Annotated in this window: 18 protein-coding genes; 3 read left to right on the top strand and 15 right to left on the bottom strand. The window is 44.5% G+C overall.

Annotated elements, in window-relative coordinates; all coding sequences use genetic code 11:
- Positions 1-389: 389 nt before the first annotated feature.
- The 3 genes from LZ23_RS18905 to LZ23_RS18890 all read left to right on the top strand — a co-directional run bounded on the left by LZ23_RS18905 (position 390) and on the right by LZ23_RS18890 (position 7,122).
- Complete coding sequence (locus tag LZ23_RS18905) at positions 390-1,658, top strand: transcription antitermination factor NusB (protein WP_045216755.1); 1,269 nt, start codon at positions 390-392, stop codon at positions 1,656-1,658.
- 23 nt (positions 1,659-1,681) lie between these two features.
- Positions 1,682-4,210: a TIGR03960 family B12-binding radical SAM protein gene (locus LZ23_RS18900; RefSeq protein WP_045216754.1), complete on the top strand. Its 2,529-nt coding sequence runs from the start codon at positions 1,682-1,684 to the stop codon at positions 4,208-4,210.
- Between the two features lie 749 nt (positions 4,211-4,959).
- A complete protein-coding gene (locus LZ23_RS18890) occupies positions 4,960-7,122 on the top strand; it encodes a type IA DNA topoisomerase (protein ID WP_052507524.1) in 2,163 nt (720 codons plus the stop codon).
- 511 nt (positions 7,123-7,633) lie between these two features.
- On the opposite strand, the gene lon is transcribed toward LZ23_RS18890, so the two are convergent.
- From lon to fabF, 15 genes are all read right to left on the bottom strand, one after another.
- On the bottom strand, positions 7,634-10,045 hold the full coding sequence (gene lon / locus LZ23_RS18885) for an endopeptidase La (protein ID WP_045216753.1): 2,412 nt from the start codon (positions 10,043-10,045) through the stop codon (positions 7,634-7,636).
- Positions 10,046-10,496: 451 nt separating this feature from the next.
- Positions 10,497-10,766 (bottom strand): acylphosphatase, encoded by a 270-nt coding sequence (locus LZ23_RS18880; RefSeq protein WP_045216752.1) that lies wholly within the window; start codon positions 10,764-10,766, stop codon positions 10,497-10,499.
- Positions 10,767-10,783: 17 nt separating this feature from the next.
- Positions 10,784-11,464, bottom strand: a complete 681-nt coding sequence (gene radC, locus LZ23_RS18875) for a RadC family protein (protein WP_045216750.1) — start codon at positions 11,462-11,464, stop codon at positions 10,784-10,786.
- A gap of 269 nt (positions 11,465-11,733) precedes the next feature.
- Positions 11,734-12,708: a DNA polymerase III subunit delta gene (holA, locus tag LZ23_RS18870; protein ID WP_045216748.1), complete on the bottom strand. Its 975-nt coding sequence runs from the start codon at positions 12,706-12,708 to the stop codon at positions 11,734-11,736.
- 2 nt (positions 12,709-12,710) lie between these two features.
- Complete coding sequence (gene lptE, locus LZ23_RS22960; protein WP_052507523.1) at positions 12,711-13,241, bottom strand: DUF4136 domain-containing protein; 531 nt, start codon at positions 13,239-13,241, stop codon at positions 12,711-12,713.
- Entirely contained in the window at positions 13,241-15,739 is a 2,499-nt protein-coding gene (leuS, locus tag LZ23_RS18860; RefSeq protein WP_045216747.1) for a leucine--tRNA ligase, read from the bottom strand. The genes lptE and leuS overlap by 1 nt, the downstream gene beginning before the upstream one ends.
- Positions 15,740-15,947: 208 nt before the next feature.
- Positions 15,948-16,490 (bottom strand): hypothetical protein, encoded by a 543-nt coding sequence (locus tag LZ23_RS18855; protein ID WP_045216745.1) that lies wholly within the window; start codon positions 16,488-16,490, stop codon positions 15,948-15,950.
- Positions 16,459-16,935 carry a transcription antitermination factor NusB gene (gene nusB / locus LZ23_RS18850; RefSeq protein WP_045216744.1) on the bottom strand — a complete coding sequence of 159 codons (477 nt, stop codon included), beginning with the start codon at positions 16,933-16,935 and terminating at the stop codon, positions 16,459-16,461. Before nusB ends, LZ23_RS18855 begins: the two co-directional genes overlap by 32 nt.
- A 299-nt stretch (positions 16,936-17,234) precedes the next feature.
- Positions 17,235-17,705 (bottom strand): 6,7-dimethyl-8-ribityllumazine synthase, encoded by a 471-nt coding sequence (gene ribH, locus LZ23_RS18845; RefSeq protein WP_045216742.1) that lies wholly within the window; start codon positions 17,703-17,705, stop codon positions 17,235-17,237.
- Between the two features lie 247 nt (positions 17,706-17,952).
- A complete protein-coding gene (locus LZ23_RS18840; RefSeq protein ID WP_045216740.1) occupies positions 17,953-19,164 on the bottom strand; it encodes a bifunctional 3,4-dihydroxy-2-butanone-4-phosphate synthase/GTP cyclohydrolase II in 1,212 nt (403 codons plus the stop codon).
- Positions 19,165-20,341: 1,177 nt separating this feature from the next.
- Positions 20,342-21,004 carry a riboflavin synthase gene (locus LZ23_RS18835; RefSeq protein WP_045216739.1) on the bottom strand — a complete coding sequence of 221 codons (663 nt, stop codon included), beginning with the start codon at positions 21,002-21,004 and terminating at the stop codon, positions 20,342-20,344.
- Between the two features lie 33 nt (positions 21,005-21,037).
- Entirely contained in the window at positions 21,038-22,141 is a 1,104-nt protein-coding gene (ribD, locus tag LZ23_RS18830) for a bifunctional diaminohydroxyphosphoribosylaminopyrimidine deaminase/5-amino-6-(5-phosphoribosylamino)uracil reductase RibD (RefSeq protein ID WP_045216737.1), read from the bottom strand.
- On the bottom strand, positions 22,128-22,589 hold the full coding sequence (locus LZ23_RS18825; RefSeq protein WP_269745196.1) for a deoxycytidylate deaminase: 462 nt from the start codon (positions 22,587-22,589) through the stop codon (positions 22,128-22,130). The genes ribD and LZ23_RS18825 overlap by 14 nt, the downstream gene beginning before the upstream one ends.
- Before the next feature lie 40 nt (positions 22,590-22,629).
- Positions 22,630-23,868 carry a serine hydroxymethyltransferase gene (gene glyA / locus LZ23_RS18820; protein ID WP_045216851.1) on the bottom strand — a complete coding sequence of 413 codons (1,239 nt, stop codon included), beginning with the start codon at positions 23,866-23,868 and terminating at the stop codon, positions 22,630-22,632.
- A gap of 564 nt (positions 23,869-24,432) precedes the next feature.
- The gene (gene fabF, locus LZ23_RS18815; protein ID WP_045216849.1) at positions 24,433-25,677 is read right to left on the bottom strand and encodes a beta-ketoacyl-ACP synthase II; all 1,245 of its coding nucleotides are present in this window, start codon (positions 25,675-25,677) and stop codon (positions 24,433-24,435) included.
- Between the last annotated feature and the right edge of the window lie 593 nt (positions 25,678-26,270).

Below are 26,270 nucleotides of genomic sequence, written 5' to 3'. Positions count from 1 at the left end.
GAACTTTTCTGGTAATTGAGAATCAATCATATGTAAAAATCTTAAAATTGTGAAAACTATAACCGTCTGATTTTGTTGATAATTTGATTTTAGTTACTTAGAAGCTCCTCACCTGGTCGGCCCGGGACCAAACCTGCGAGTAACTCATACACCTCGTTCCCAGGCTGGAGCCTGGGAACAAGAGCAAATATACTGAAATTTGTAAGTATTTGATTTTATTGTCAATATGATTCTAGTCACTTAGAAGCCTGCAGGATGCAGGCTCCACTTATCAAGACAGTTACTTCGCAGGTTCTGTTCCGGACGCCCGGGTAAGCTGTTTAAAATGAGCAAAACTGTCACGCTGAAGCAAGCTCGCTAAAATATGTCAAGTGTCGGGCTTTCAAAAAATGCATAACGCTTCCCCTTCAAGAAACCCCAGAGTAACAGCCCTTAAGGTTGTTTCCCAATGTCTTCATATGAACATGGCCCTGCAAAAGGCTCTGGATCAAGAGCTTTTGAAGATTGCTGATCAACGCGACAAGGGTTTTGTAACAGAACTTGTTTATGGGTCATTGCGCCATAAAGGCCGTCTGGATTACATGATAAATTCTCTTTTGCAGCAGCCCGACAAGCTGCCTGCAAAGGTCAGACTTATCCTGGTTCTGGCCGGTTATGAACTGTTTTATATGGACAGGGTACCGCATTATGCTACCCTGTCCAGCTTCGTCCATCTCTGCAAAAATATTTTTGGCCGGAAAATGGCCTCTCTTGTCAATGCTGTCCTGCGCAAGCTTGCTCATGAAGATCTCTTTGATCAGCAGAATTTCCAAAAGGATAATCCCAGCCAGTTGGAATTCTGGTCCAGGTATTATTCATGTCCTCTTTGGATTGTTAAGATGTGGAAAAAAGACTATGGGGCTGATGCATGTCTTGAGTATTTAAAACAAAGTTTGGAGCAGCCGCCTCTGAGTGTCCGGGAAGACAGTGATTGTCAGGGCATTTTGAACCTGGAGGAATATATTATGGATAGAAAAGGCAGCAGCGTGCTTCTGAAGCCTGACTATCCGGATGTTGAGCAATATATCAGGAAAGGAAAGGTATACCGGCAAAGTTTTGCAGGTCAACTGGCCATGCATAAGGCTGGCATGTCACGATGGGAAAATCCTGTATGGGATATGTGCGCCGGCAGTGGAGGCAAATCCATGCTGATGCTGAATCATGACAAAAGGGTTTTTTCCAGTGATGTACATTTCAAACGCCTGAAAAACCTTAAAGAACAGTGCGTTCTTAATGGTCGGAAACTTTCTGTATTTACCGCCGATGGGGATTGTCCGCCGCTGAGAATTATGCCTGGAACCGTGCTTATTGATGCTCCGTGTTCAGGCTTGGGAGTGCTTAGCAGAAGACCGGATATAAAGTGGAAAAGAAGGATTGCGGATGTCCGCAAACTGGCCATGACCCAGAAAATACTTTTGCAAAGTGCCGCCCGGGTCACAACAGACAATGGCAGGGTGGTTTATATAACCTGCACACTCAGCAGAAAGGAAAATGAAATACAGATTAATGATTTTTTGTATAAGTTTAAGCATTTTCAACTTGAGGATATGTTTTCAACTGATACCGCCCTTGATTTAAAGGAATCTTTTTTTGCAGCTGTATTGCGAAAATCTGGTTAAAACTCCAGCCATAATAATAAATAATGAAGAAAATATTACCCTATTTGCCAAAACCAAGCCATTATCTCGGTAATGAAGTTAATGCCGTCCATAAAGATTTGCAAAAAGTTTCTGTCAATGTGGGCTTGGCATTTCCAGATCTTTATGAAGTCGGGATGTCTTATCTCGGTCAGAAAATTCTTTACAAGCAGATCAATGATGAACCGGATTTTTACGCGCAACGGGTGTTTGCTCCTTCTGTTGAGGCAGCACAGGTCATGAAAGAGCGTAATGTGCCCCTTGGGACCTTAGAGTCTGATCAACCGCTGAAGGATCTGGATATTATAGCTTTCAGCCTGACGCATGAGCTGTGCTACACCAATATTCTTTATATGCTGGATCTTGCGGGTTTTCCCCTTTATGCCAGAGATAGAAATGAATCCTGGCCATTGGTTATTGCTGGTGGGGGGGCTACGTTCAATGCCGAGCCAGTAGCTGACTTTTTTGACCTCATGGTGCTTGGAGACGGGGAAAAGGTTTTGATTTTTGTGGCTGAGGCTGTGCGTCAGGCCAAAATCATGAGGCAGGACAGGGAAGAACTGCTGCTTCGGATCAAGGAAATTCCAGGTATCTATGTACCGTCTTTGTTTCAAAGCAGTGTACAGTCTGGCATCACTCCTGAACAGGAAGGATATGAAAGAGTTTTCAAAGCTGTTGTCCCCGATCTTAACGATGTTGCTTTTCCTGCAGATCAGGTTGTACCTTATGGAAAAATTGTTCATGATCGCTTCAGTGTGGAAATAGCTCGGGGCTGTACAAGAGGGTGCCGTTTTTGCCAGGCTGGCAGTATTTATCGCCCAGTAAGAGAAAGAAGGGTTTCAAAGATAGTTGAAATCATTAATGAAGGTCTAACTGAAACAGGGCTTGAAGAAGTCTCGTTTTTGTCCCTGAGTACAGGAGATTTCTCTGCCCTTGAGGAGCTCTTTGTCAGAAGTTTTGTCAAATGTCAGCAGGAGCAGGTGGCCATATCACTACCTTCCCTGAGAGTTGGTTCAGTCAATGAGAATCTCATGCAGCTCATTGCCCGAATCAGGCGCACTCACGCAACCCTGGCCCCTGAAGCAGGAACGCAGAGACTTAGAGATGTAATCAACAAAGGCATAACAGAGGAAGATCTTCTTGATCATACTGAAAAATTGTTTCGTCTGGGCTGGAAGGGGGTAAAGCTTTACTTCATGATTGGACTGCCCACAGAAACCCAGGAAGACCTTGAGGGTATCAAAAAACTGTGTCTGAAAGTTCTGGAAACAGGCAGACAGAACCAGAAAAATATTCAGGTCACAGCTTCCATATCGCCTTTTGTGCCTAAATCTCACACGCCATTTCAGTGGGAGAGGCAATTGTCTCTGAATGAGACTTATGAAAAGATTGGCTATTTGCGAAGTATCTTCAAAAGACATAAAAAGCTTACTCTAAAATGGCATGATCCTGAAATGAGCATGCTGGAAGGTATTTTTGCCAGAGCAGGGCGAGAGTTATCTCTTATTGTGCAGAAAGCATATGACCGAGGTCAGGTTTTTACCAGTTGGACTGACAGTTTCAAACTTGATCCATGGCTGGAAATAATGAGTGAGTGTGGCTTGAAACCTGAAGACTATCTAAGATCCCGACAACTTGATGAATATCTGCCCTGGGATCATCTGGACTGTGGATTAAGCAAAAAATATCTGCAGACGGAAAAAAACAGGGCTTTGCAAAATAAAACTACAAAAGACTGCAGATACCAGAACTGTCGTCAATGCGGTGTATGTCAGAAAAAAGGATCGCCTTCCAGACTGCCTGCCTCAGGTGGTTTGAAAATAAACAATATTCTTAATCTTGATCACAGGGATCAGGAGGATGAAGAACAGGAATTGTCTGTTGAGCAAAAGGATTTGACTGAAAAATCCTGCCATTACCGGGTATGGTACCGGAAAACAGGCCTTAGTATTTATCTTAGTCAACTTGAATTGCAATCAATTTTTGAGCGAGCCATGCGAAGATGCTCCTGGCCCCTGACTTTTTCCAAAGGATTCAGACCTGCTCCGGTTATTTCTTTTGGTCAGGCCCTGCCCGTAGGCGTTGCCAGTTTGCAGGAATGGTTCAATATTTTTACAAGGGAGTCCTTGAACATTGCTCAATCCATTAGCAATATGAATGATAATCTGCCCTCAGGTTTGCAGGTTGAAAGGATAGACAGCTTGTCCCTGAGTCGGAAGCAGGCTCAGGCTCATGCTGAAGAGTTTGCCGTGGATTTCAGTGTGGATCAGGATGAGTTTCAGGTTTTAGAAGAGCGCTGGCAGAGTTTTGTTGAGATGTCTGAATATATAGTTGACAAGCAGGGCAAAAAAAAGATTACCAGATGGGACCTGCGTAGTGTGGTGCAAAAGTACTTATGGGAACAGGGACCAAGGCTTACAATTACATTTTCCTGGGAAAATGGATATTTGAGCCCGCTGTTTGTTGTCCAGAGCATACTGGGTGAAAAAGATCCCGGCAAAATCTTTATCACAAAGCAAAGACAGATGATATAAATATTCTGATTGTAGATTTTTTGCGTGAATCCTTACAAGTGACTACAATCGTATATGTAATAAATTCAGAGCATTACGGTTTTACGATAAAGATTGCTTCGGTCGCTTAGGCTCACTTGTGGGTGACAGGTTTTCAGCAACCACATTCCAGACACCTCAGCTGTCATTGCGAGCGAGTCTTTTTACCTCGTTGAATACACGCAGTGTAGGCGCAGCCATTCAACTGGGGCGAGCGCGGCAATCCTTGTTGCGAGCGAAGCGAAGCAATCTCGTGCTAAGGCTGTTTTTCTTGTTCCCAGGCTGGAGCCTGGCAACGAGGGGTGTAAGATGGGAACCTTGCGCCTGGCACAGGGACTGTCCCTCGCTGTGTAAATTTTATCATTAAATCAAATTTCTATCAGGAACCAATGCAGCATCAATCTTTTTTATAATACCTCGCGGGGACTGTCCCAATTTCCAAATATGGGACTGTTCTTCAACGTGGAGGCGGCTTCCAGCCGCCTGGAATTAAATAGCCTGCAGGATGCAGGCTCCACTTTAAAGACAGTTACTCGCAGGTTCGGTCCCGGGCCGCCCCAGGGGAACAAATATGTGACAGTTCTTCAAGGTGGAGGCGGCTTCCAGCCGCCTGGAATTAAATAGCCTGCAGGATGCAGGCTCCACTTTAAAGACAGTTACTTCCAGGTTCAGTCCCGGGCCGCCCGGGTGAGGAGCTTACGAATAATAACGACAGGTTAAAGGAAAATAAATTGGCAGACAAAAAAGTGCTGGTTCTGGCAGAAAAGCCGTCTGCAGGAAGGGATCTGGCTCGCATACTGAAAGTTTCATCTAAGCAAAATAAGGGTTTTGTGGAAAATGACAGATATGTCATTTCCTGGATGATCGGTCATCTGCTGGGATATGCATACCCGGACGAGCAAAATCCTGCATGGAAAAAGTGGTCCTTTAATACCCTGCCCATGTTTCCTGAGAACTTCCTGTTAAAAGAGATCAAATCCTCGGCATCGCAGTTGGGCGTATTGAAAAAACTCTTTAGCAGAAAGGACATCTCAGAAATTATTGTAGCTACAGATGCAGCCCGGGAAGGTGAGCTGATTTTCAGGCATGTTTACAACTACTTTAAGTGCAAGCTCCCTTTTCGCAGACTGTGGGTTCTGGATAACACCGATTCAGGCATCAAAAAAGCTATGGCTAATGTCAAACCGGGCAGCCATTACGATAACCTGGCTTATTCTGCAAAGGCCAGAGCTGAGGCAGACTGGCTTGTGGGTATGAACTTTTCCAGGGCCTACAGCCTGAAGGGAAATGACAGGTATAGCATAGGCCGTGTCCAGACGCCGGTTTTGGCGCTACTCGTTGATCGCAGAAAGGCCATTGATAATTTTGTATCCGTTCCTTTCTATCTCGCCCAGGCACAAGTGCTGACTTCTGGAAATGAAGAATTTGAGGCACAGGTTATGCGTCCTCCTGACTATAAACAGGATCGCTTTGAGCAAAAAAAAGACGCAGAAGCTCAGGCAGCAAAAATTAATGGTCAAGCAGGAATCATCCAGGCCATAACCAAAAAAGACACCAATATCCCTCCACCTCTTTTGTATGACCTGACAGCCCTGCAGAAAGAGGCGAATTCCAGGTATGGCTTTTCAGCCAAAGAAACTCTCAGCTACGCCCAAAAACTTTACGAAGGCGAAAAGGTCATCACCTATCCCAGAACTGACAGCAAGCATATCACAAAAGATATATTCAAGGAGATCAACACCAGATTAGATGCCCTTCCTCAAGGCTATATGCCTCTGATTGATCTCGTTAAAAAGAATCTCGGAGTTACAAACAAATTTGCATGTGTGAATGACAAGAAGGTTACAGATCACTACGCAATTATTCCAACCGAAAAAACACCTGCATCAACTATCAGCCAGGAACTCAAGCTGACATACAATCTTGTAGCAAGACGTTTTCTCGCTGCCTTCATGCCTGCGGCAAAAGTTCAGAATACCAGGCTGACCATAGATGTTCAGGGAGAAAAGCTTCAATCCAGCGGTAAGATTTTCAAAGTAGTCGGGTGGATCGAGGCCGAGCCCTGGCGTAAGTCTGATGATGTTGTTCTGCCTGAACTGGCAAAAGGAGATCAGGTCAAAATTGACAGCGTAGAAGTTAAGCAAAGTAAAACCAAAGCTCCGCCTCACTTCACAGAAAAGACACTTCTGGCTGCTATGGAGTCAGGGGATTTTACGGTCAGCCAGTTACAGGATAATGAGGACATTATGGGCCTGGTGGATCAGTCGTCAGCAGTCGCTACCGTGGGCATTGGCCGTCCATCGACAAGGGCTGCCATTATAGAGCTTTTGATTGACAGGGGATATGTAGAGCGGCGAAAGAAACAACTTGTTGCCACAGATGTAGGTATCAAACTCATTGATTTTGTACAGGAAACCCTGCCTGCGCTGTGTTCAGCCAAAGTTACCCATGCCTGGGAAGAAAGTCTGGAAAAGATTGCGAGAGGAAATGAACAGGCAATGGAATTTATGGAAAAAATAAAGATCTTCATTAACGACGGTATTAAAGTTATGGGTGCTCAGAAAGAGCGGGGAGTAAGTTTCAGTCAGACAAAGCAGCTGGACAAGAATGATTTGATCGGGACTTGTCCGTTATGTGGTCAGGAAGTTTACTCAAAATTCGGGGGGAAAGTTTTTGGATGCCTGGCTAACAATCGCAGAGAGAACCCTGACTGTGCGTTTGTCATTTTTCCTCAGATGTATGGCGGAAAAATTACCAAAACACTGGCCAGGGAGATATTGAAGAATGGAGTTACGACAAAACCTGTAAAGCTGAAGAACAAGGCTGGGAAAGAGTATCAGGCGAAACTGCATATCAGGGAAGGAAAGGTCGCGCCTTTGCTGGGTAATAATTAGCATCATTATACCCTTCAAAATCTGGATTCCGGCTTTCGCCGGAATGACGGTAAAGAGTAAAAACTTGCTTTAACCGTCACCCCGGACTTGATCCGGGGTCCAGTTTTTTTGAAGTTACTCGTAAGCTCCTCACCCGGAGGGTCCGGGACCGAACCTTCGAGTAACTGAAAATGAGTCTCCTCTATGGACATTGGGACAGTCCCCGCGAGGTACTATAAAAAAGATTGATGCTGCATTGGTTCCTGGTAGAGATTTGTTTTAATGATAAAATTTACACAGCGAGGGACAGTCCCCCTCCGGGCTATAAGCCTCCGGGCAGGAAGCTGTGCCAGGCGCAAAGCTCTCATCTTTGACGGAACTTTTCTGGTAATTGAGAATCAATCATATGTAAAAATCTTAAAATTGTGAAAACTCTAACCGTCTGATTTTGTTGAGAATTTGGTTTTAGTTACTCGTAAGGTGAGATTTAAATCTCTCTCTCTGACAGACAGATAGCTCTACAATAATGGTATTATTTTGATGCAATATTTAGTAAATTCCAAATTTCATCAATATTTTCAACTGTTTTGACCTCGATATTTTTTCTCAATTCAGCAGGTATCTCATCAAAATTTCTTTTGTTGGATTCAGGAATTATCACGGTTTTAATGCCTGAGCTGACTGATGCCAGAATTTTTTCCTTAATACCGCCAACTGGCAGTATTCTGCCCCTGAGAGTAATTTCTCCGGTCATGCCCAGGTCATTGGGCAAAGGTTTATTGGTTAGAGCGGAAACAAGAGAAGCAATCATGGTCACGCCCGCAGAAGGACCATCTTTGGGAGTGGCTCCAGCCGGAACATGAATATGGATGTCCCGCTTGTCCACCAGTTCCTCATCAAATCCCAACTGAGCAGCGCGACTTTTTGCATAGCTCAGGGCAGCCTGAGCACTTTCTTTCATTACATCACCCATCTGTCCGGTAAGTATGAGCTTACCTTTGCCAGGCATCAGGCTGACTTCTACATGCAGAATTTCACCGCCATGAGGAGTCCAGGCCAGGCCGATTCCAACACCCGCAGGCAGTTCCTTGTCCCGATCTTCGTTTTGAAATCTTGGAACTCCAAGCATTTTGCCCAGTTTTTGTTTGGTGATTCTAAACGGGCCTTTTTTGCCTTCTGCCACCTGTCTTGCAATCTTCCTGCAAACAGATCCTATTTCACGCTCTAAGTTTCTAAGGCCTGCTTCCCGGGTATAACTCTGGATTATTTCCATAAGCACAGCATCGCTGATATTGACATTTTTGCTGGCAAGGCCGTTTTCCGAGATTTGACGGGGCAAAAGATATTTACGGGCAATCTTGATTTTTTCCTGCTGAGTATAGCCCGGAATTCTGATAACCTCCATTCTGTCCTGAAGTGCTGAAGGAATGGTATCTAAGATATTGGCTGTACATACAAACATTACCTTGGACAGATCATAGGGCACATTGAGATAGTGATCCGTAAATGAATGGTTCTGCTCCGGGTCCAGAACTTCCAGCAGGGCGGATGATGGATCCCCACGGAAATCATTGCCTACTTTATCAATTTCATCCAGCATGAACACCGGGTTGACAGACTCTGCTTCTTTCATACCCTGAATGATGCGCCCTGGCATGGAACCGATGTATGTTCTTCGGTGGCCACGAATTTCAGCTTCATCGCGCATCCCGCCAAGGGACATGCGCACGAATTTACGATTTAAAGAGCGGGCAATGGACTGGCCAAGAGATGTTTTACCAACTCCTGGAGGGCCAACAAAACACAGAATTGGGCCTTTCATTTTCGGATTGAGTTTGCGGACACTCAAATACTCGAGTATTCTCTCCTTGACCTTTTCAAGATCGTAATGATCCTCATTGAGAATCTTTTCCGCCTGCTTGATATCCAACTGGTCTTTGGTCTTTTTCTTCCAGGGAATATCCACCAGCCATTCAAGATAGTTGCGCACTACGGTGGACTCAGCTGATTCAGGGTGCATGTTTTCCAAGCGCTGGAGCTGTTTTTTCGCCTCTTTCATTACCTTGGCAGGCAGACCTGCTTTTTTAAGAGACTGTTTAAGCTGATCCAGGTCATCGCCGGTTTCAGTTACATCCCCGAGTTCTTTACGAATGGCTTTTAGCTGCTCTCTTAAGAAATATTCCCGCTGAGCCTTATCCATGCCTTCCTTGGCCATATTTTGAATCTTGGCCTGCATGGAAGCAACTTCAACTTCCTTGATTAACTGCTCATTAACCATTCTCAGACGCATCAAAGGATCATCGCATTCAAGAATCTTCTGAGCTTCATCAGGTTTCATGCGCAGGTTGGAAGCTACAAGATCCGCAAGCCTGCCCGGATCGTCGACTGTATTCAAAACAGCCATTATTTCTGCAGCGTCAATGCCTCGAAGTCCCAGGATCTTTTCGCTCTGTTCTCTTGCGGCTCGAAGAAGTGCTTCTGATTCTGAGGTTGGTTCGGTAAATTCCTTGTCCTTGACTACTTCCACTTCCACAAGGTCAAGAGGATCTGTCTGGACGAAATTTTTAATTTTTGCCCTGCTTACTCCCTGCACCAGAACCTTAAGGCGACCATCAGGCATTTTCAACATGCGCATGATGAGCCCGACAGTTCCTGTCTGGTAAACATCGTCTGGACCGGGATCTTCAGTCTGCTCATCTTTCTGAGCACAGATAAGCAGATAGCGGTTGTTATTCAGGGCAGCATCAATAGCCTGGACACTTTTATCCCTGCCAACGAATAAAGGGATGATCATGTAGTTAAAAACTACAATGTCCCTGACTGGGAGCATGGGAATGGGAGATGGGATTTCCAATTCATTTTCAGCGCTTTGCCGGGTGTTTATGTCCTGGGCAGGATCTTTCTTCTTCCTGGTAGTTTCTGTTTTTTTGGTATCTTCAGTCATTGAGTTACTCCTGGATGATAATGTGACGCGTACATTCAAATCATGGAAACAAACGGTTACAACATAGAAGTCAATAATGAATTAAATGCAGCGTGTAAAAATTGCGTAACAGTTTAGCCCATTTTCAGCAAAGCAGGGGGCATACATAGGAAAAAACTGTTACAAAATTGTAGAATTCAGTGGTTGGCAATTGACTTGTATCCAGCAAAAGGGCTTGTTAACAACCACCAACGTTGAGCATGTCTGCAACCTCATATATCAAGCAATTTAACGAGTTGCAGAGTCAAAATCGCTGTTTTGAACAAGACAACGGGCTCTGAAAAAGTTTTCAGAGCCCGCCATGCTGTATCAGATCTTAATGTCAGGAGTTAATACTAAGTTCTGTATCAATATAGTCAACAATTTTATGCTCAGGTGTTGATCCTGCCTCGTGAAGTTTTAAGAATCTGGCTTATCTGATTTCAAAGATTGAGTATTCCTTGTCATAGTCCATTGTTTCGCATTCAATATTTTTTACTTCACTCATGGAAGACCCCTGAATCAGCCTGGTCTTGAATTCTTTTACCGGCTCTTCACCGCCCTGAGCTAATACTTCAACTCTGCCTTCGCTGATATTTCTGACCCAACCCTTAATCCCGAGACTGTCAGCCTGCTCTTTAGTCCAGGCTCTGAAATATACACCCTGTACCTTTCCACTTATTACGCATCGCATTGATTCCATTTAATCCTCCTTCGTGGTTATATATATCCATATTCCTGAAAGCTGAAGTGGCTTTCATCAGCAACAATAATGTGATCAAGAATCCTGATGCCCATTTCTTGAGATACTCTTTTGATTTTACTGGTCAGTTCTCTGTCCTGCAAAGAGGGTTCAGGGTCGCCGCCAGGATGATTATGGACCAGGATTATTCCGCTGGCTCTTGACTCCAGAGCTTTGGCAATAATTTCTCTTGGAAATACCGGGGCCTGGTCCACAGTACCTTTGCTCATCTTTTCAAAGGTAAGTAATCTGTTTTTATTATCAACCAGTATGACCCAGAATTCTTCAATATCTTTAAATTCCAGCCTGGACCTTGCCAGGGTCACAACCTTTTCAGGTGTATTGAGAAAACTTTTCTGAGTCAGGCTTGATTGCTGAGTTCTGGCCCAGAACTCTCGCCAGATTTTTAAAAAAGTTATAACCCCGGGGCCGACACCTTCAATCTTTGCAAGATCTTTAGGTTTGGCAGCCAATACCTCCTTGAAGCTTTTGTATCTAAATAGAAGATTTTTAGCGAGAGGTTTGGTATCTCTTCTTGGAACCGCGTAACCAAGAATAAGTTCCAATAGCTCATAATCGTGCAATTGTGAAGGTTCGTTGTCAAACCTTTGTTTGAGCCTTTTTCTATGGCCGATATAATGAGGTTGTTCCTTACTCATGCCTGATCTAAGATAGTTTTCATCCGGAAACGGTTCTTTTTCTTTCTATCGGCGTCAATCTGTACAATTATTGGTCAACGTATTAAAATACGCCTTCTCACAATTGCTTGATTCCCTTACCAAAATAAAAAACTCCTCGTTTCCGTAAAGAAAAATAATAGATTCATCATCCGGAAAGAAAGACTTTCCGGATGGAAACTAAGCTAAAGGATTGGTCGATCATTGTTTTACGCCCGTTGTGCGCAACCCCGGATTTTAAAATTCATCGTCTAATTTCGGTTACTGAAAAGCTTAAAAAGTCCGGCTGTCAGCTTTTCCATGGCCTGCTCAGAAGGAACATTTCCTGACTTGACTCCCACATCAGCATCAAGAAGCATATCCCACAATGCAGAAATTTTTTCCAACCCTAATTTTCGTGCAAGATTTGCTTTCTGATTCTTATAAGCGGGGTGGATTCGAGCCTTGTTTCCCTGTCCAGTAGCAAGAAGCCATAGTATTCTTGTTTCCCTGAGCAACAGCCCGATAAAGGGATAAAGCATTTCCTGGCCTTTAAGTTTTTCACTGAAAATTTTATTCCAGGCAGAAGCAATATCGCCATCAGACTGTACCTGTTTTAAAAAAGCAAATATATCAATATCAGGCTGCCAGGAGATTACTCTTAGATGTTCCTTAGTAATAGTATTATCATGGTGTGCCAGTAAAGCAATTTTTTCAAGCTCGTTGTCAATGCCTGCGCTGTCTTTTGGCAGGTTTTCGCAAAGCAGCCCAAGAATCGTTGACGGGATGGAAAGTCCCAGGTCCTGACACTTCTGTTCTACATACCTGCGGATATTCTGATGGTTTAGACCAGGATATTCCCAAATCCATTTTTTATTATCTGCATACTTATAATATTTGGTTTTTTTCAGAGGAGCAGGAATTTTGGGTTTTCCTTTGTCCCAGGCAGACTCAAAACAGAAGAAAGGCCATATTTTTGGTTTGAAACCTTTCAGGTTGGGAGAAATATCCTTCCAGAAAGCTGCCTCCACAGATTCACAATGCCTGAGTATTATGGCTCTCGGTGTTCCAGTCATATTAGGCATGTTCAGGGCGGACCAAATTTTCTGCCGCTGATCCTGTTCATCAAGCCAAATAGTCTGGAGCTGCCAGTTGTCCTGCCCTGACCCGGCAAGAAGACGATCAATCTGCATCTTGATCAGGTTGGCATCAGGGCAAAAGCAGAAATAAAAACCAGGCCTGCTCATGCCTAAAATCTTTCACCAAGGCGGTCGGCAATACGGGTTACAGCCTGGTCAACTGCTTCACGGGAAGCTCTTTGTTGCAAAGGACCAGACGATCCAGGCATGGAGGCATCTTCAGCAGCAAGAAAAAAAGAACTGCTTCCGGTAGCCTGACCTGACGACCAGATGAGCTCTGAAGTTCTGGCATCGAGAAATTTTGCCTCCATATTGATAACAACTGTAGTCCTGACAGTTCTGTCCTGTCTCGCAGTAAGGCTGTCCGAAGTGCGGAACTCGTTTATTTGAATTGTGACAAGAGCCTCAGCACTTTCTTCAGACACCCAGTTGACCTGTCCTCTTCTGGTAAACTCATCCCTGAACTGGGAACGCAGATATGGCTCTAACCAGGCCTCCTGAGTGGGATTCAAAACAAAATTGATAAAAAGATTCTTTTTGTCATGGGGCAGGTTGATGGGAGCAGTCCCAACAAAGTTGTATCCGCATGAGCTTGTTAAGAATGTCAGCAGAAGAAATAAAATTACAATAAGTTTTGGCATTATCCTTTTACCGCAATATTAACCAGCTTTCCAGGCACAACAATGGTTTTTACAATTTCCTTGCCTTCAATATGCTTTTGTATTTTTTCATCACTTAGAGCCAAACGGGTAAGTTCCTGTTTGTCTATATCAGCAGCAACATTAAGTTTTGATCTTAACTTGCCGTTTACCTGAACAACTACAAGAACTTCATCCCTGATCAGGGCCTGGGGATCATAAGTGGGCCATGAAGCCCTGGTCAGCGGTTGCTGATATTTTATTTCCTGCCAGAGTTCTTCACAAATATGAGGAGTTATGGGGTTAAGAATGGTCAAAACCGAGGCGATAGCTGAAGAAAGAAGCTGTTGCCCCTGTTGTGTATCCGTCAGTTTGTCCTTGAGTTGATTAATGGTATTGACCAGCTCCATGGCTCCGGCAATGGCGGTATTAAACTGAAACTTGTCAATCATATCTTTAGATACTCTGCGAATCGTGTCATGTTCTTTGGCACGCAGCTCTTTTTGTACCTCTGTCAGTTCAGTCTGCTCAAATGAGGCACAAGGTCCTGTGGGGGTCAGTATCGGCAACAATTCCATAACTAATCGCCAGAGGCGGTTCAAAAAACGATAAGCACCCTCGATGGCTGAATCGCTCCATTCCAGATCTTTTTCCGGAGGCGAGGCAAAAAGACAGAATAAACGTACTGTGTCGGCACCATATTTCTGAATCATGTCATCAGGATCAACAACATTGCCCTTGGATTTGGACATTTTGGCACCGTCTTTGAGCACCATGCCTTGAGTAAGAAGATTTGAAAACGGTTCGTCAATACTCAGGTATCCCAGATCACGCAGAGCTTTTACATAGAATCGTGAGTATAAAAGGTGTAGAATTGCGTGTTCTATTCCGCCAATGTATTGATCAACTGGAAGCCAGTAATCCACTGCGTTTCTGTCAAACGGTAAATCCTCATTTCTTGCATCAGCATATCTGGCAAAATACCAGGATGATTCTACAAAGGTATCCATGGTGTCGGTTTCTCTTTTGCCGGGACCTTGACATTTTGGACAGGTGGTATTGATAAACTCCTCGAGACGGGGCAGGGGAGACTTGCCGTCTTCGGACATTTCAGTATCTTCGGGCAGTATTACAGGCAGATCCTTTTCAGGTACCGGAACTGGTCCGCATTGCTCACAATAAATTATGGGAATAGGAGCTCCCCAGAATCTTTGTCTGGAAATATTCCAGTCTCTTAACCTGAAATTGACAGTCCTTTTGCCAAGGTCCTGTTTTTCGAGAAAGTCAGCAATAGCAGCTTTAGCTTCAACACTGTCCATGCCGTTGAATTGTCCTGAATTCACCATGACTCCAGGATCAGCATAGGCCTGTTCAGAAACTTCCTCGACGGGATCTTCAGGGTTTTGCACAACCACTCTAACAGGCAGGTTGTACTTGCGTGCAAATTCAAGATCACGCTGATCATGTGCGGGAACCGCCATAACAGCACCGGTTCCGTATTCCACCAGTACAAAATTAGCAATATATATGGGCATTTTATCCTGAGTCACAGGGTTTATACAGTACTTGCCGGTGAACATACCTTCCTTTTCCAGGCTTTCTGATGTGCGGGAGATATTATCCATGCGGGTTACCTGCTGAATAAAATCAGTTATCCTGTCTTTATCAGGACTGTCAGCTATCAACAGTTCCACCAGTGGATGTTCTGGAGCAAGGCTCATGAAAGTGGCACCAAAAAGAGTGTCCTGTCTCGTAGTGAAAACTCGGATTTTCTGCTCCATGTCTTCAATGGCAAAGTCGATCTCCATGCCTGTACTTTTACCAATCCAGTTTTTCTGCATGGCGATGACTCTTTCCGGCCAACCCTGTTCAAGACTGTTCAGGCATTCCAGAAGTTCTTCAGCGTAGTTGGTAATGCGCAGAAACCATTGAGAGAGTTCTTTTTTCTCAACCACTGTATCACATCGCCAGCATATTCCTGCTTCAACCTGCTCGTTGGCCAGAACAGTAGAGCACTGCGAACACCAGTTGACCGGAGCCTTTTTGCGATACACAAGACCGTTTTCCATGAATTTGATGAAGAACAGCTGTTCCCATTTGTAATAGCCTGGATGACAGGTGGCGAGCTCCCGGGACCAGTCGTATGAATAGCCCAGTTTTTTCAGTTCTGAGCGCATATAGGAAATGTTTTCATAGGTCCACTTAGCAGGATGAGTTCTGTTTTTTATGGCTGCGTTTTCCGCAGGCATGCCAAAGGCATCCCAGCCCATAGGATGGATGACATTGTAACCCATCATGGTTTTGAGCCTTGCAACTACATCTCCAATGGAATAATTGCGCACATGCCCCATATGAATCCGCCCAGAAGGATAGGGGAACATTTCCAGAACATAGTATTTGGGGCGAATATCTTCATGAGAGACGGCAAAAGTCTGATCATTGTCCCATTTTTGCTGCCATTTGGCTTCAATTGCCAAGGGGGTGTACTTTTTTTCAATCATAATTGGCTCCGGATATAGTTCTTTGTAAACAGTGAGGTTGTGGCAGAGCATAAAGCTTTCTACAATTGCCACCGGGGATTTACTCTTATAGCGCTGAGACAATTTGTCTGCTTAAACCTTTTTCAGGGCAAAACTCAAATTTAAAATTTTATAAACGCGTGATGCTCCCGTTTTCTAATGTGTTTTACCATCTGTGGTAAAAGGCAAGCTACTTCCTGAAAACCTGAATACGATTCAAGGGAGCTTTAAGCATGGCCATAATGCCTGCTTTAAAGCCCGTTCTGACAGGGTATTCCACAGGCCTTTCTATAGTGAGATCATATCTATTCCTGAAGCAGATAATGGTTTCTGTTTTTTCCCATTTTTTCAAAACAGGTTTTATCAAGTCAGCATCATTACTTGCGACAAAATAAAAAAGACAATCATTGTTGAATAAAGGCCAGAAAAGTTCACCCCAGCTTGCGAGAGCCTTGTCCAGAGGCAAATGAAACACATGGATCAAGTCCGAGGTATTTACGCACCAGGAATATGCCTTAAGATTCATCAATACAGACGTAAGATTTTGTACCCATTGGTTTAAGGATTGGCCATGCAGCATTGGATACGTCAGATCCCAGAGTCTTGTTCCCTGCTGAACCCACGATTTAAGGACAGGGAGGTTGTCAGAAGAGTCAGGGGGCAGGCAGAATGAAAGCCTGGGTATTTCCGGAGGGCAGGATTTAAAATCCTTTACTAATCCCAAATTTACCATTTTTTATGTCTTTACCCACTGCATCTAAGATACCATTTACAAAATTTCTGGAATTTCCGTCGCCAAATTTTTTCGCCAGTTCAACGCCTTCATTAATGGCTACTTTGAGAGGCATGTCCTGACAATAGCGCATTTCATATACAGACAAACGCAGAATTGTCAGCTCAATTTTGGCGATCCTTTTTAACTTCCAGTTTCGGGAATACTGGGAAATGATGTCATCGAGATCATCCAGATTTTCCCAAACTCCATGAATAATCGACCAGGCAAAAGTATTCATATCCTGGCCTGAAAGTTTTGACTCTTCTAAGAAGCCATTATAAGTCTCTTTCAGGCAGTCTATTGACTGGCTGAAATTCAACGAATAAAGAACCTGAAAAGCATACGCTCTGTGGTTACTTCTGGAGTTGTCCTGCTTTGTCTGGGACTTGCTGGTTTTGTTCATTATTAATCAGTACTGCATCAAGCGGTAACATTGATAGATATCTGGTCTGGCCGGAAATACATATTGATCTAACAAAAAAGATAATGAAAATAATTGGTTACAAAAAAATGATTGTCGTAATAGTTTAGCCCTTTTCTAAGGAAAGCAGGGGACAGGCACCCCAGCCCTTGTTTTTTGTTGATATAAAACACAGACTTAATAAAACAAGAGCTGGGAGAGCCAGTCCCCCTCCGGGCTGTATGCCTCCGGGCAGGAAGCCGTGCCACATGCAAATGGCTAAACTGTTACTGATTGTCTAATTATAATTGTTCTAAGACTTTAATGGTTTCCAGCAGAGCAGCAGCAGCCTCAACACCTTTGTTTCCTGCCTTGCTTCCGGCGCGCTCTATGGCCTGTTCCAGAGTATCAGTTGTCAAAAGGCCAAAACCTACCGGAGTCCCTGTTTCCATGGAAGTCTGTGCAATGCCTTTGGTTGCTTCAGAGGCTACAAACTCAAAATGAGGGGTAGCGCCGCGGATTACAGCACCAAGACAAATTATGCCGTTGTATTTATTTGAGGCTGCCAGCTTTTTAACTATTACAGGAAATTCAAAAGCGCCGGGTATCTTGATTAGCGTCAGGTTATTGGAGTCAATTCCATGGCGGACAAGATAATCTATTGCTCCACCCACCAGTTTATCAACAATAAAATCGTTGAATCTTGATGCAACCAATGCAACTTTGAGGCCTTTGGCATCCAGCATTCCTTCGATAGTTCTGATTGAAGACATGATAATTCTCCGGATTTATATATTTTTCTTAGTTATCTGGGCAGTCAAAAGATCTTGTGCAACCCCTTGGATTTATTGCCATTTTACAAGCTTTAGATATCCAGTCGTTTTCAAAGCCTAAACATTTGAAATCATAATGTTTTTTTTTAAACTAATAACAATTAACTGATAACTTTTAACTCTCAAGTTAGTTATCTCGTTTGTATTTTTCACCACATATTTTCATAACTACTGTGATCTGATAGATTTATTCTTCATTGGCCAGTTTCAGGAGATGCCCCATTTTCTCCTTTTTGGTTGTAAGATAGCAGCGGTTTTCATCGCAAGCAGGCACCTCAATGGCTACTCTTTCTACAACTTCCAGATCAAAACCTTCCAAACCTATGATTTTTTTGGGATTATTTGTCATAAGGCGCATTTTATTGACTCCGAGATTAACCAGAATCTGAGCGCCGATCCCGTAGTCTCGCAAATCAGGTGCAAACCCTAAAGCTTCATTGGCTTCAACTGTATCCTTACCCTGATCCTGAAGAGCATAGGCTTTGATTTTGTTAGCCAGGCCTATTCCTCTGCCCTCCTGGCTCATATAGAGAATTATGCCTTCACCTTCTCTGTCCACCATCTGCATGGCAGCTTTAAGCTGGTTGCCGCAGTCACAGCGAAGGGAACCAAAAACGTCTCCTGTGAGGCACTGGCTGTGGACTCGGACTAATGCAGGTTTGTCTCTTTGAATCTGGCCTTTGACCATGGCAATATGGGTGTGGTTATCGGTCTGACTTTCAAAGGCAATGGCCCGAAAATCACCAAAACAGGTGGGCAGGCTGGACTCTCCAACCCTTTTGACCATGGAATCAAACCTTGCCCTGTAGCGAATAAGATCTTCAATGGTGCATATTTTAATATTATGCTCCTGGGCAAACTCTTTAAGGTCCGGCATTCTGGCCATGTTGCCATCATCGCGCATGATTTCGCATATTACAGCACCCGGCTTCAGACCAGCCAGTCTGGAAAGGTCAACACTGCCCTCGGTCTGGCCGGCCCTGACCAGTACTCCACCCTTTTTGGCTTTAAGGGGGAAAATGTGGCCAGGAGTGGCTATATCATCGGGGCTGACATCATCTTTGATGGCAGTCAGGATAGTAGTGGCCCGGTCATATGCGGAAATTCCAGTGGTTACACCTTTGGAAGCTTCGATGGAAACTGTAAAGGCTGTTCCAAACTTTGATGTATTTTTGGATGCCATCATGGGCAGGTCAAGCTTGTCCACCCATTCCGGAGCCAGAGCCAGACAAATGAGACCACGTCCGTATTTGGCCATGAAGTTAATGGCTTCAGGGGTTATCTTTTCAGCGGCAATGGTCAGGTCTCCTTCGTTTTCGCGATCTTCATCATCCACCAGAATGACCATTTTTCCCTGCTTGATCTCCTCAATAGCTTCTTCTATTCCACATATTGACATGTCATACCCTTTAGGTGTTTTAAGATTTAAGATTTAAGTTTTAGGTTTTAGGTTTTAAGTGTCTCGCCCGGGCGGTCCGGGAACGAACGTGTGAGTAACTGTCTTTAAAGTGGAGCCTGCATCCTGCAGGCTATTTAATTCCAGGCGGCTGGAAGCCGCCTCCACATTACCCCTCGTTCCCAGGCTGGAGGCTGGGAACAAGAAAAATAGCCTTAACACGTTTGGGATTGCCGCGTTCGCCCCAGTTGAATGGCTGCGCCTACACTGCGTGTATTCAACGAGGTAAAAAGACTCGCTCGCAATGACACCTGAGCTGTCAGGGATGTGGTTACTCAAAACCTGTCAACCACGAGGGCGCCTAAGCGACCGAAGCAATCTGTATGGTAAAACCATAATAGCATGAATTTATTACTAATTTGGTTTTAGTTACTTGTAAGCTCCTCACCCGGGCGGACCGGGACCGAACCTGTGAGTAACTAAAAATCAGGCCCATATTTGGAAATTGGGACAGTCCCCGCAAGGTACTATAAAAAAGATTGATGCTGCATTGGTTCCTGGAAGAAATTTGCTTAAAGGAAAAAATTTACACAGCGAGGGACAGTCCCCCTCCGGGCTATAAGCCTCCGGGCAGGAAGCTGTGCCAGGCGCAAAGTTCCCATCTTTGACGGAATTTTTCTGGCAATTGAGAATCAATCATATGTAAAAATCTTAAAATTGTGAAAATTATAAGCGTCTGATTTTATTAGCAAAACGATTGTAGTTACTTGTAAGCTCCTCACCCGGGCGGACCGGGACCGAACCTGTGAGTAACTAAAAATCAGCCTTAACACGAGATTGCTTCGCTTCGCTCGCAACAAGGATTGCCGCGTTCGCCCCAGTTGAATGGCTGCGCCTACACTGCGTGTATTCAACGAGGTAAAAAGACTCGCTCGCAATGACACCTGAGCTGTCAGGGATGTGGTTACTCAAAACCTGTCAACCACGAGGGCGCCTAAGCGACCGAAGCAATCTGTATGGTAAAACCATAATGCCCTGATTTTATTGCTTATTGGGTTACCCCTCGTTCCCAGGCTGGAGCCTGGGAACAAGAGCAAATATACTGCAATTTGTAAGTATTTTATTGCTAATATGATTCCAGTTACTTGTAAGCTAACTATCGCTTACGTATAAGCGAAAATCAAAGAAATCCATGTTCATGCAAAAAACTATTAGATATTTTGCTTTCAGGCTTTTTGACTTTTTCATGACCATGTCTAACGCTGAGCATTTTTTCAACATACTTTCCGATTATATCGGTTTCCATATTGATATGGGTGCCCATTGTCCAGGAATTGATGGTAGTTTCTTTTTGAGTGGCAGGAATTATGTTTACCTTTAAAAATTCCTGACCGCACTCAATAACAGTCAGGCTGATTCCATCTAAGGCCACTGAACCCTTGTCAATGATCTGTCGCGAAAAAGTATCCGGGAACGAGAGTGTGTAAATAACTGATTCCCCGGATTTTGCAATGCCAGATATTCTGGCCTGACAGTCAACATGTCCCGAAACCAGATGCCCGCCAAGGCGGTCTCCCATTCTCAGGGCCCGTTCCAGGTTAACTTTGTGCCCAAGCTTGAGGGCCTTCAGGTTTGTCAGTCCCATGGTCTGAGAAGAAGCGTACACATAAAACCAGTCCTGACCAAAATCTTCAACCGTAAGACATACTCCGTTTACAGCAATACTTTCGCCCAACTCAAGGTTAGACAATGCTTTTGCCGGGACCAAGCGCATCCTGGTTTCTGTACCTCTGGACTCAATCCCGGATACTGTTCCTGTGGTTTGAATTAGTCCTGTAAACATCAGAAATAATTTTGTCCTTTGATCAATAGCATATTAACTAAGAAAAAGTTTGAGCAGAATATCATTGCCCATGATCCTGGTTTCAGCAAGACGAGCGCTCAGAGCCTCATCCATGGTTTGCGGTGTATTGCCATCGAATACGGGCTTTGCTTGATTGTCGCCAAGGATTTTCATGGCCATGTAATACCATAGCTCATCTGCCAGCTTAGCCCTGAGAAAGCTCAGACCCAACAGTCCCCCGCCTTCGCACAGGGCGTGGTAAATGTTTTTCTGTCTTAAAAGGGAAAGCCCCTGCGCAAGATCAAGACCAGTACCCTTTCTGTCCAGACCGATAACTTCACATCCAAGCTCTTTAAGTTTACCTGCCGTGTTTCCTTGCGCTGTCTGCTGGTCGGTCCAGAAAATTGTTTCCCGTGGTCTGTCAGTTAAAAGATAATAATGCATATCAGGTTCTGGAAGCCGGGAGGTAACGATTATGGCCAGAGGTTGAAATGCTGCACCGGAATCACGGCAGGTAAGCCTTGGGTTGTCCTGATAAAAGGTGTTGCCGCCTACAATGACTGCTCCAACCTTTGAGCGCAATTCATGAACTGATTTTCGGGAAACATCTGATGTAACCCACTGAGAATGTCCTTTACTGGTAGCGATTCTACCGTCCAGAGTTGATGCCATTTTCAGGTATAAATAAGCTCTGTCAGTCCTGTTCCAGACAACGAAGTCAGCGATAAGATCCTGACATTTCTGCTCCTCAATTCCAGACTGTACATGTACCCCGGATCGTGCAAGAAAGTCAGCACCTCCACCTGAAACATGTGGATTGGGATCAAGAGCACCTATGACAACATGACGGATTCCTGCCTTGAGAATGGCCTGAGTGCAGGGTGGAGTCTTGCCGAAATGGTTGCAGGGTTCCAGAGTTACATACAATACACATTGCGATAAATCATACCCCCTTAAAATAGCATGATTTATGGCTTCAACTTCAGCATGGTTCTCTCCACATGCCCTGTGAAACCCTTGACCAACGATTTCATTTCCGGCAGCGATCACTGCTCCGACACAAGGATTGGGGGCTGTTCTACCTTTACCTTTCATGGCCAGGCTGACAGCTTTGAGCATAAAATCACTTTGGTTCATATGGCAGACACCTGAAGTTAACGCCGGCTTCTTCAAGCATGTCCCGGGCAAGTTCATCAGGGTAACCCTGGGCAAAGAAAATATTTTGCACCTGACAGTTGATAAGCATTTTAGTGCAGATAAGGCATGGCTGAGTTGTGCAGTATATAGTGGCACCAGAAATAATTATTCCGTGGACTGCAGCCTGGATAATGATGTTTTGCTCTGCATGCAAACCCCGGCAAAGTTCGTGTCTTTGCCCTGAAGGGATGTTCATCTGCTCACGTATGCAGCCGGTTTCTAAGCAATGCCTGAGACCTGCCGGAGAACCATTGTATCCGGTGGCCAGTATTCTCTTGTCTTTGACAGCTATGGCTCCAACCTTTCTGCGCAGACAAGTGGACCGTTCCGCAACCATATGCGTAATACGCATATAATATTCATCCCAGGAAAGCCTTTCCTGTTTCAATCATCAGCTCCTGTCCAGTTTTTAAGCCCCTGGTGACACTTTACCAAGCAAACAGAGGAAATTCCAGGGCGAACTTTTCAACTTCCTTACTAATTTCCTTAAGTCTTTGTTCATTTTCGTAATTTTCAAGAACATCAATAATCCAGACCACTATCTTTTCCATATGCTCAGGCTTCATGCCTCTTGTAGTCAGGGCAGGGGTGCCTAATCGAATACCGGAGGTAACAAAAGGTGATCTGGTTTCAAAAGGGACAGTATTTTTATTAACTGTAATGCCTGCCTTGTCCAAAGCAATTTCAGCATCTTTTCCAGTGACATTTTTATTGATCAGATCCACAAGTATCAGATGATTGTCTGTGCCACCGGAAACAAGATTAAAACCAGCATCTGTAAGCAGTTGAGCCATTTTTCGCGCATTATCAATGACTATTTGCTGATATTGGGTAAACTCGGGCTTGAGGGCTTCGCCAAAAGCAACAGCTTTGGCTGCAATGACATGCATTAGCGGACCACCTTGAATTCCCGGAAAAATCTGCGAGTTAAGAGTTTTGCCAAATTCCTCTGAACTGAGGATCATCCCCCCCCTGGGACCGCGCAGAGTCTTGTGGGTGGTGGTTGTGGTAAAGTGGGCATGCTCTATTGGTGAAGGATGAAGTCCAGCAGCAATAAGTCCGGCTATATGCGCCATATCCACCATGAGCCTGGCCTCGACCTTGTCTGCTATATCACGGAAGCGCTTAAAATCGATGATTCTGGGATAGGCGCTGGCTCCGGCTATAATGAGCGCAGGCTTGTGCTGGACAGCAATTGCTTCTAATTGCTCATAGTCGATATGGCCGGTTTCTTTGTCCACACCATAAAAGACATTATTGAAGAGTTTTCCGGAAAAATTGACCGGGCTGCCATGAGTTAAATGCCCTCCATGGGATAAATCCATTCCCAGAACAGTATCTCCAGGTTTCAAGGCTCCAAAATAGACAGCCATATTGGCCTGGGATCCGGAGTGAGGCTGAACATTGGCATACTGGGCGCTAAAAAGTTGTCTGGCCCTGTCCCTGGCCAGATCTTCAGCAAGATCCACATATTCACAGCCTCCATAATATCTTTTACCTGGATAGCCCTCAGCATATTTATGGGTGAGCACGCTGCCCATGGCCTGGCGGACAGCTATGGAAGTAAAGTTTTCTGAAGCAATAAGTTCCAGTTTGGAATGCTGCCTTTGATTCTCCAGTTCAATGGATTTGGCAACCTGCGGATCCTGATTCATTAATTCCTGTATATTCATAATAATTCAATCCTATCTGTTGAACGTAAAAGTTTAAAGTTCTGGGACACCTCTTTTTTTGTGGCTCCAGCCACATTTTGAAGAAGCGGCTGGAGCCGCAAGAACAAAACGTCCCCAGGCTGGAGCCTGGGAACGAGGGGATATTCTCATATTTTTACGATTTTTGCTTTGATTGATGCACATTTGCCAGATAAGTTCCGTCAAAGATGGGAACTTTGCGCCTGGCACAGCTTCCTGCCCGGAGGCGTACAGCCCGGAGGGGGACTGTCCCTCGCTGTGTAAATTTTATCATTAAAGCAAATTTCTTCCAGAAACCAATGCAGCATCAATCTTTTTTATAGTACCTCGCGGGGACTGTCCCAATTTCCAAATATGGGACTGTTCTTCAATGTGGAGGCGGCTTCTAACCGCCGGAAATAAATAGCCTGCAGGATGCAGGCTCCACTTTAAAGACAGTTACTCACACTTTCAGACCCGGTTCGCCCAGGTGCGGAGCTTATAACAAATAACAGATAACAAATAACAGATAACTGGGTTATAGGCGAAGCCAGAGCTGGTCTACTCCTCAAACTTTTTAAATAGAACTGTACCGTTGGTGCCTCCAAAGCCAAAAGAGTTGCAAAGAGCGTATCTGATGTTGCGTGATACGCTTCCTTGTGAGCAATAATCAAGATCACATTCAGGGTCTGGAGTATCAAGGTTGATGGTTCCCGGCACTTTGGAGTGAAAAAGACTCAGAACACTGAAAACGCTCTCAATGCCCCCGGCAGCACCAAGACTGTGGCCGATCATGGATTTGTTGGCCGTAAGGAGCATGTCAAAGGCATGTTTGCCGAACACTTCTTTAATGGCTTTTGTCTCAGATGCGTCATTGAGCTTGGTGGATGTGCCATGGGTATTGATATGTTCAACCTGTTCAGGGGCGACGTCAGCTTCCTTGAGAGCCTGACGCATGGCCAGAGCCATTCCTTCTCCTGATTCGTCTGGCGCGGTCATGTGATAGGCATCCGCTGAAGCACCAAAACCTACAACCTCTGCATAAATCCTGGCATTGCGGTTTAATGCACTCTCCAAATCCTCAATAAAAAGCAGCCCACTGCCTTCACCAATAACAAAACCGTTGCGATGCAGGTCAAAAGGGCGGCTGGCTTTTTCAGGATGCTCATTGCTTGTGGATAGGGCTTTCATGGCGTTAAAGCCTGAAACAGCCATGGGAGTTATGGTAGATTCAACACCACCTGTGATCATGGCGTTGACCCGGCCAAGCTTTATATCTGAAAAAGCATATCCAATTCCATGCATGCCTGAAGCACAGGCAGAAGTAGTTGCCAGATTGGGACCTTTTGCTCCAGTAGCTATGGAAATTTGACCTGCTGCCATATTGGCGATGAGTAAAGGGATATAAAATGGTGAAATTCTTCTTGGTCCAGACTTTAAAAGCTTAGTATGAAATTCTTCAATAGTCTCCAAGCCGCCCAGGCCACAACCGATCAATGCACCGCAATCAGTCATATCCAGTTTTTCAGAAGGTAGTCCTGCATCCTCCATGAGCATTTTAGCGGAAGCTACGGCCAATTGACAGAATCTGTCCATACGTTTTGCTTCCTTGGCAGTCATAAAGGAGGTGGGATCAAAATTTTTGACTTCAGCAGCTATCCTTGTAGCAAAGTTAGAGCTGTCAAAACGTGTCAGTTCAGCAACTCCGCTTTTGCCGGATAAAAGCGCTTCCCAGCTTGACTGCAAATCATTGCCGATAGGGGTGATGGCTGAGAGTCCGGTTACAACTACTCTTGTTGATTTCATATTCATAACTGTAATAATTGGTTGGGGGTTTAACGATAAGCCCTTGCATGGGGTTACCAATTATATCATCTTTTGTATAAGCTTAGCCCTTTTTGAGGAAAGCGGGGGACAGGCACTTCAGGACCCTCTCGAGCATCAACCCATGTTTCAAACCTTTCGTTATTGAGGCAAGTGGGTCTCGGAAGATCAAGGCCAAGTGCCACATACTTCTTCTAAGTAACTACATTTTTATGTCAATTATTTCAAGCTGTTATGTTTTTCAGCTTGTTACGATTTTTCCTTAAGATTCACTTACAATTACCAAAAAAGTTCCGTCAAAGATGGGAACTTTGCGCTTGGCACAGGGACTGTCCCTCGCTATGTAAATTTTTTCATTAAAACCGATTTTTGCCAAAAACCAATGCAGTATCAAACTTTTTAACGTTTCCTCGCGGGGACTGTCCCAAAGTCCATAGAGGAGACTCATTTTCAGTTACTCGCAGGTTCGGTCCCGGTCCCCCCGGGTGAGGAGCTTACAAGTAACTGGAATCGTTTTGCTAACAAAATCAGACGGTTACAATTCTCATATTTTTACGATTTTTGCTTATGATTGA

The sequence above is a fragment of the Desulfonatronovibrio magnus genome, from assembly GCF_000934755.1.
Taxonomy (GTDB): domain Bacteria; phylum Desulfobacterota; class Desulfovibrionia; order Desulfovibrionales; family Desulfonatronovibrionaceae; genus Desulfonatronovibrio; species Desulfonatronovibrio magnus.
This window is presented reverse-complemented; position numbering and strand designations above follow the sequence as displayed.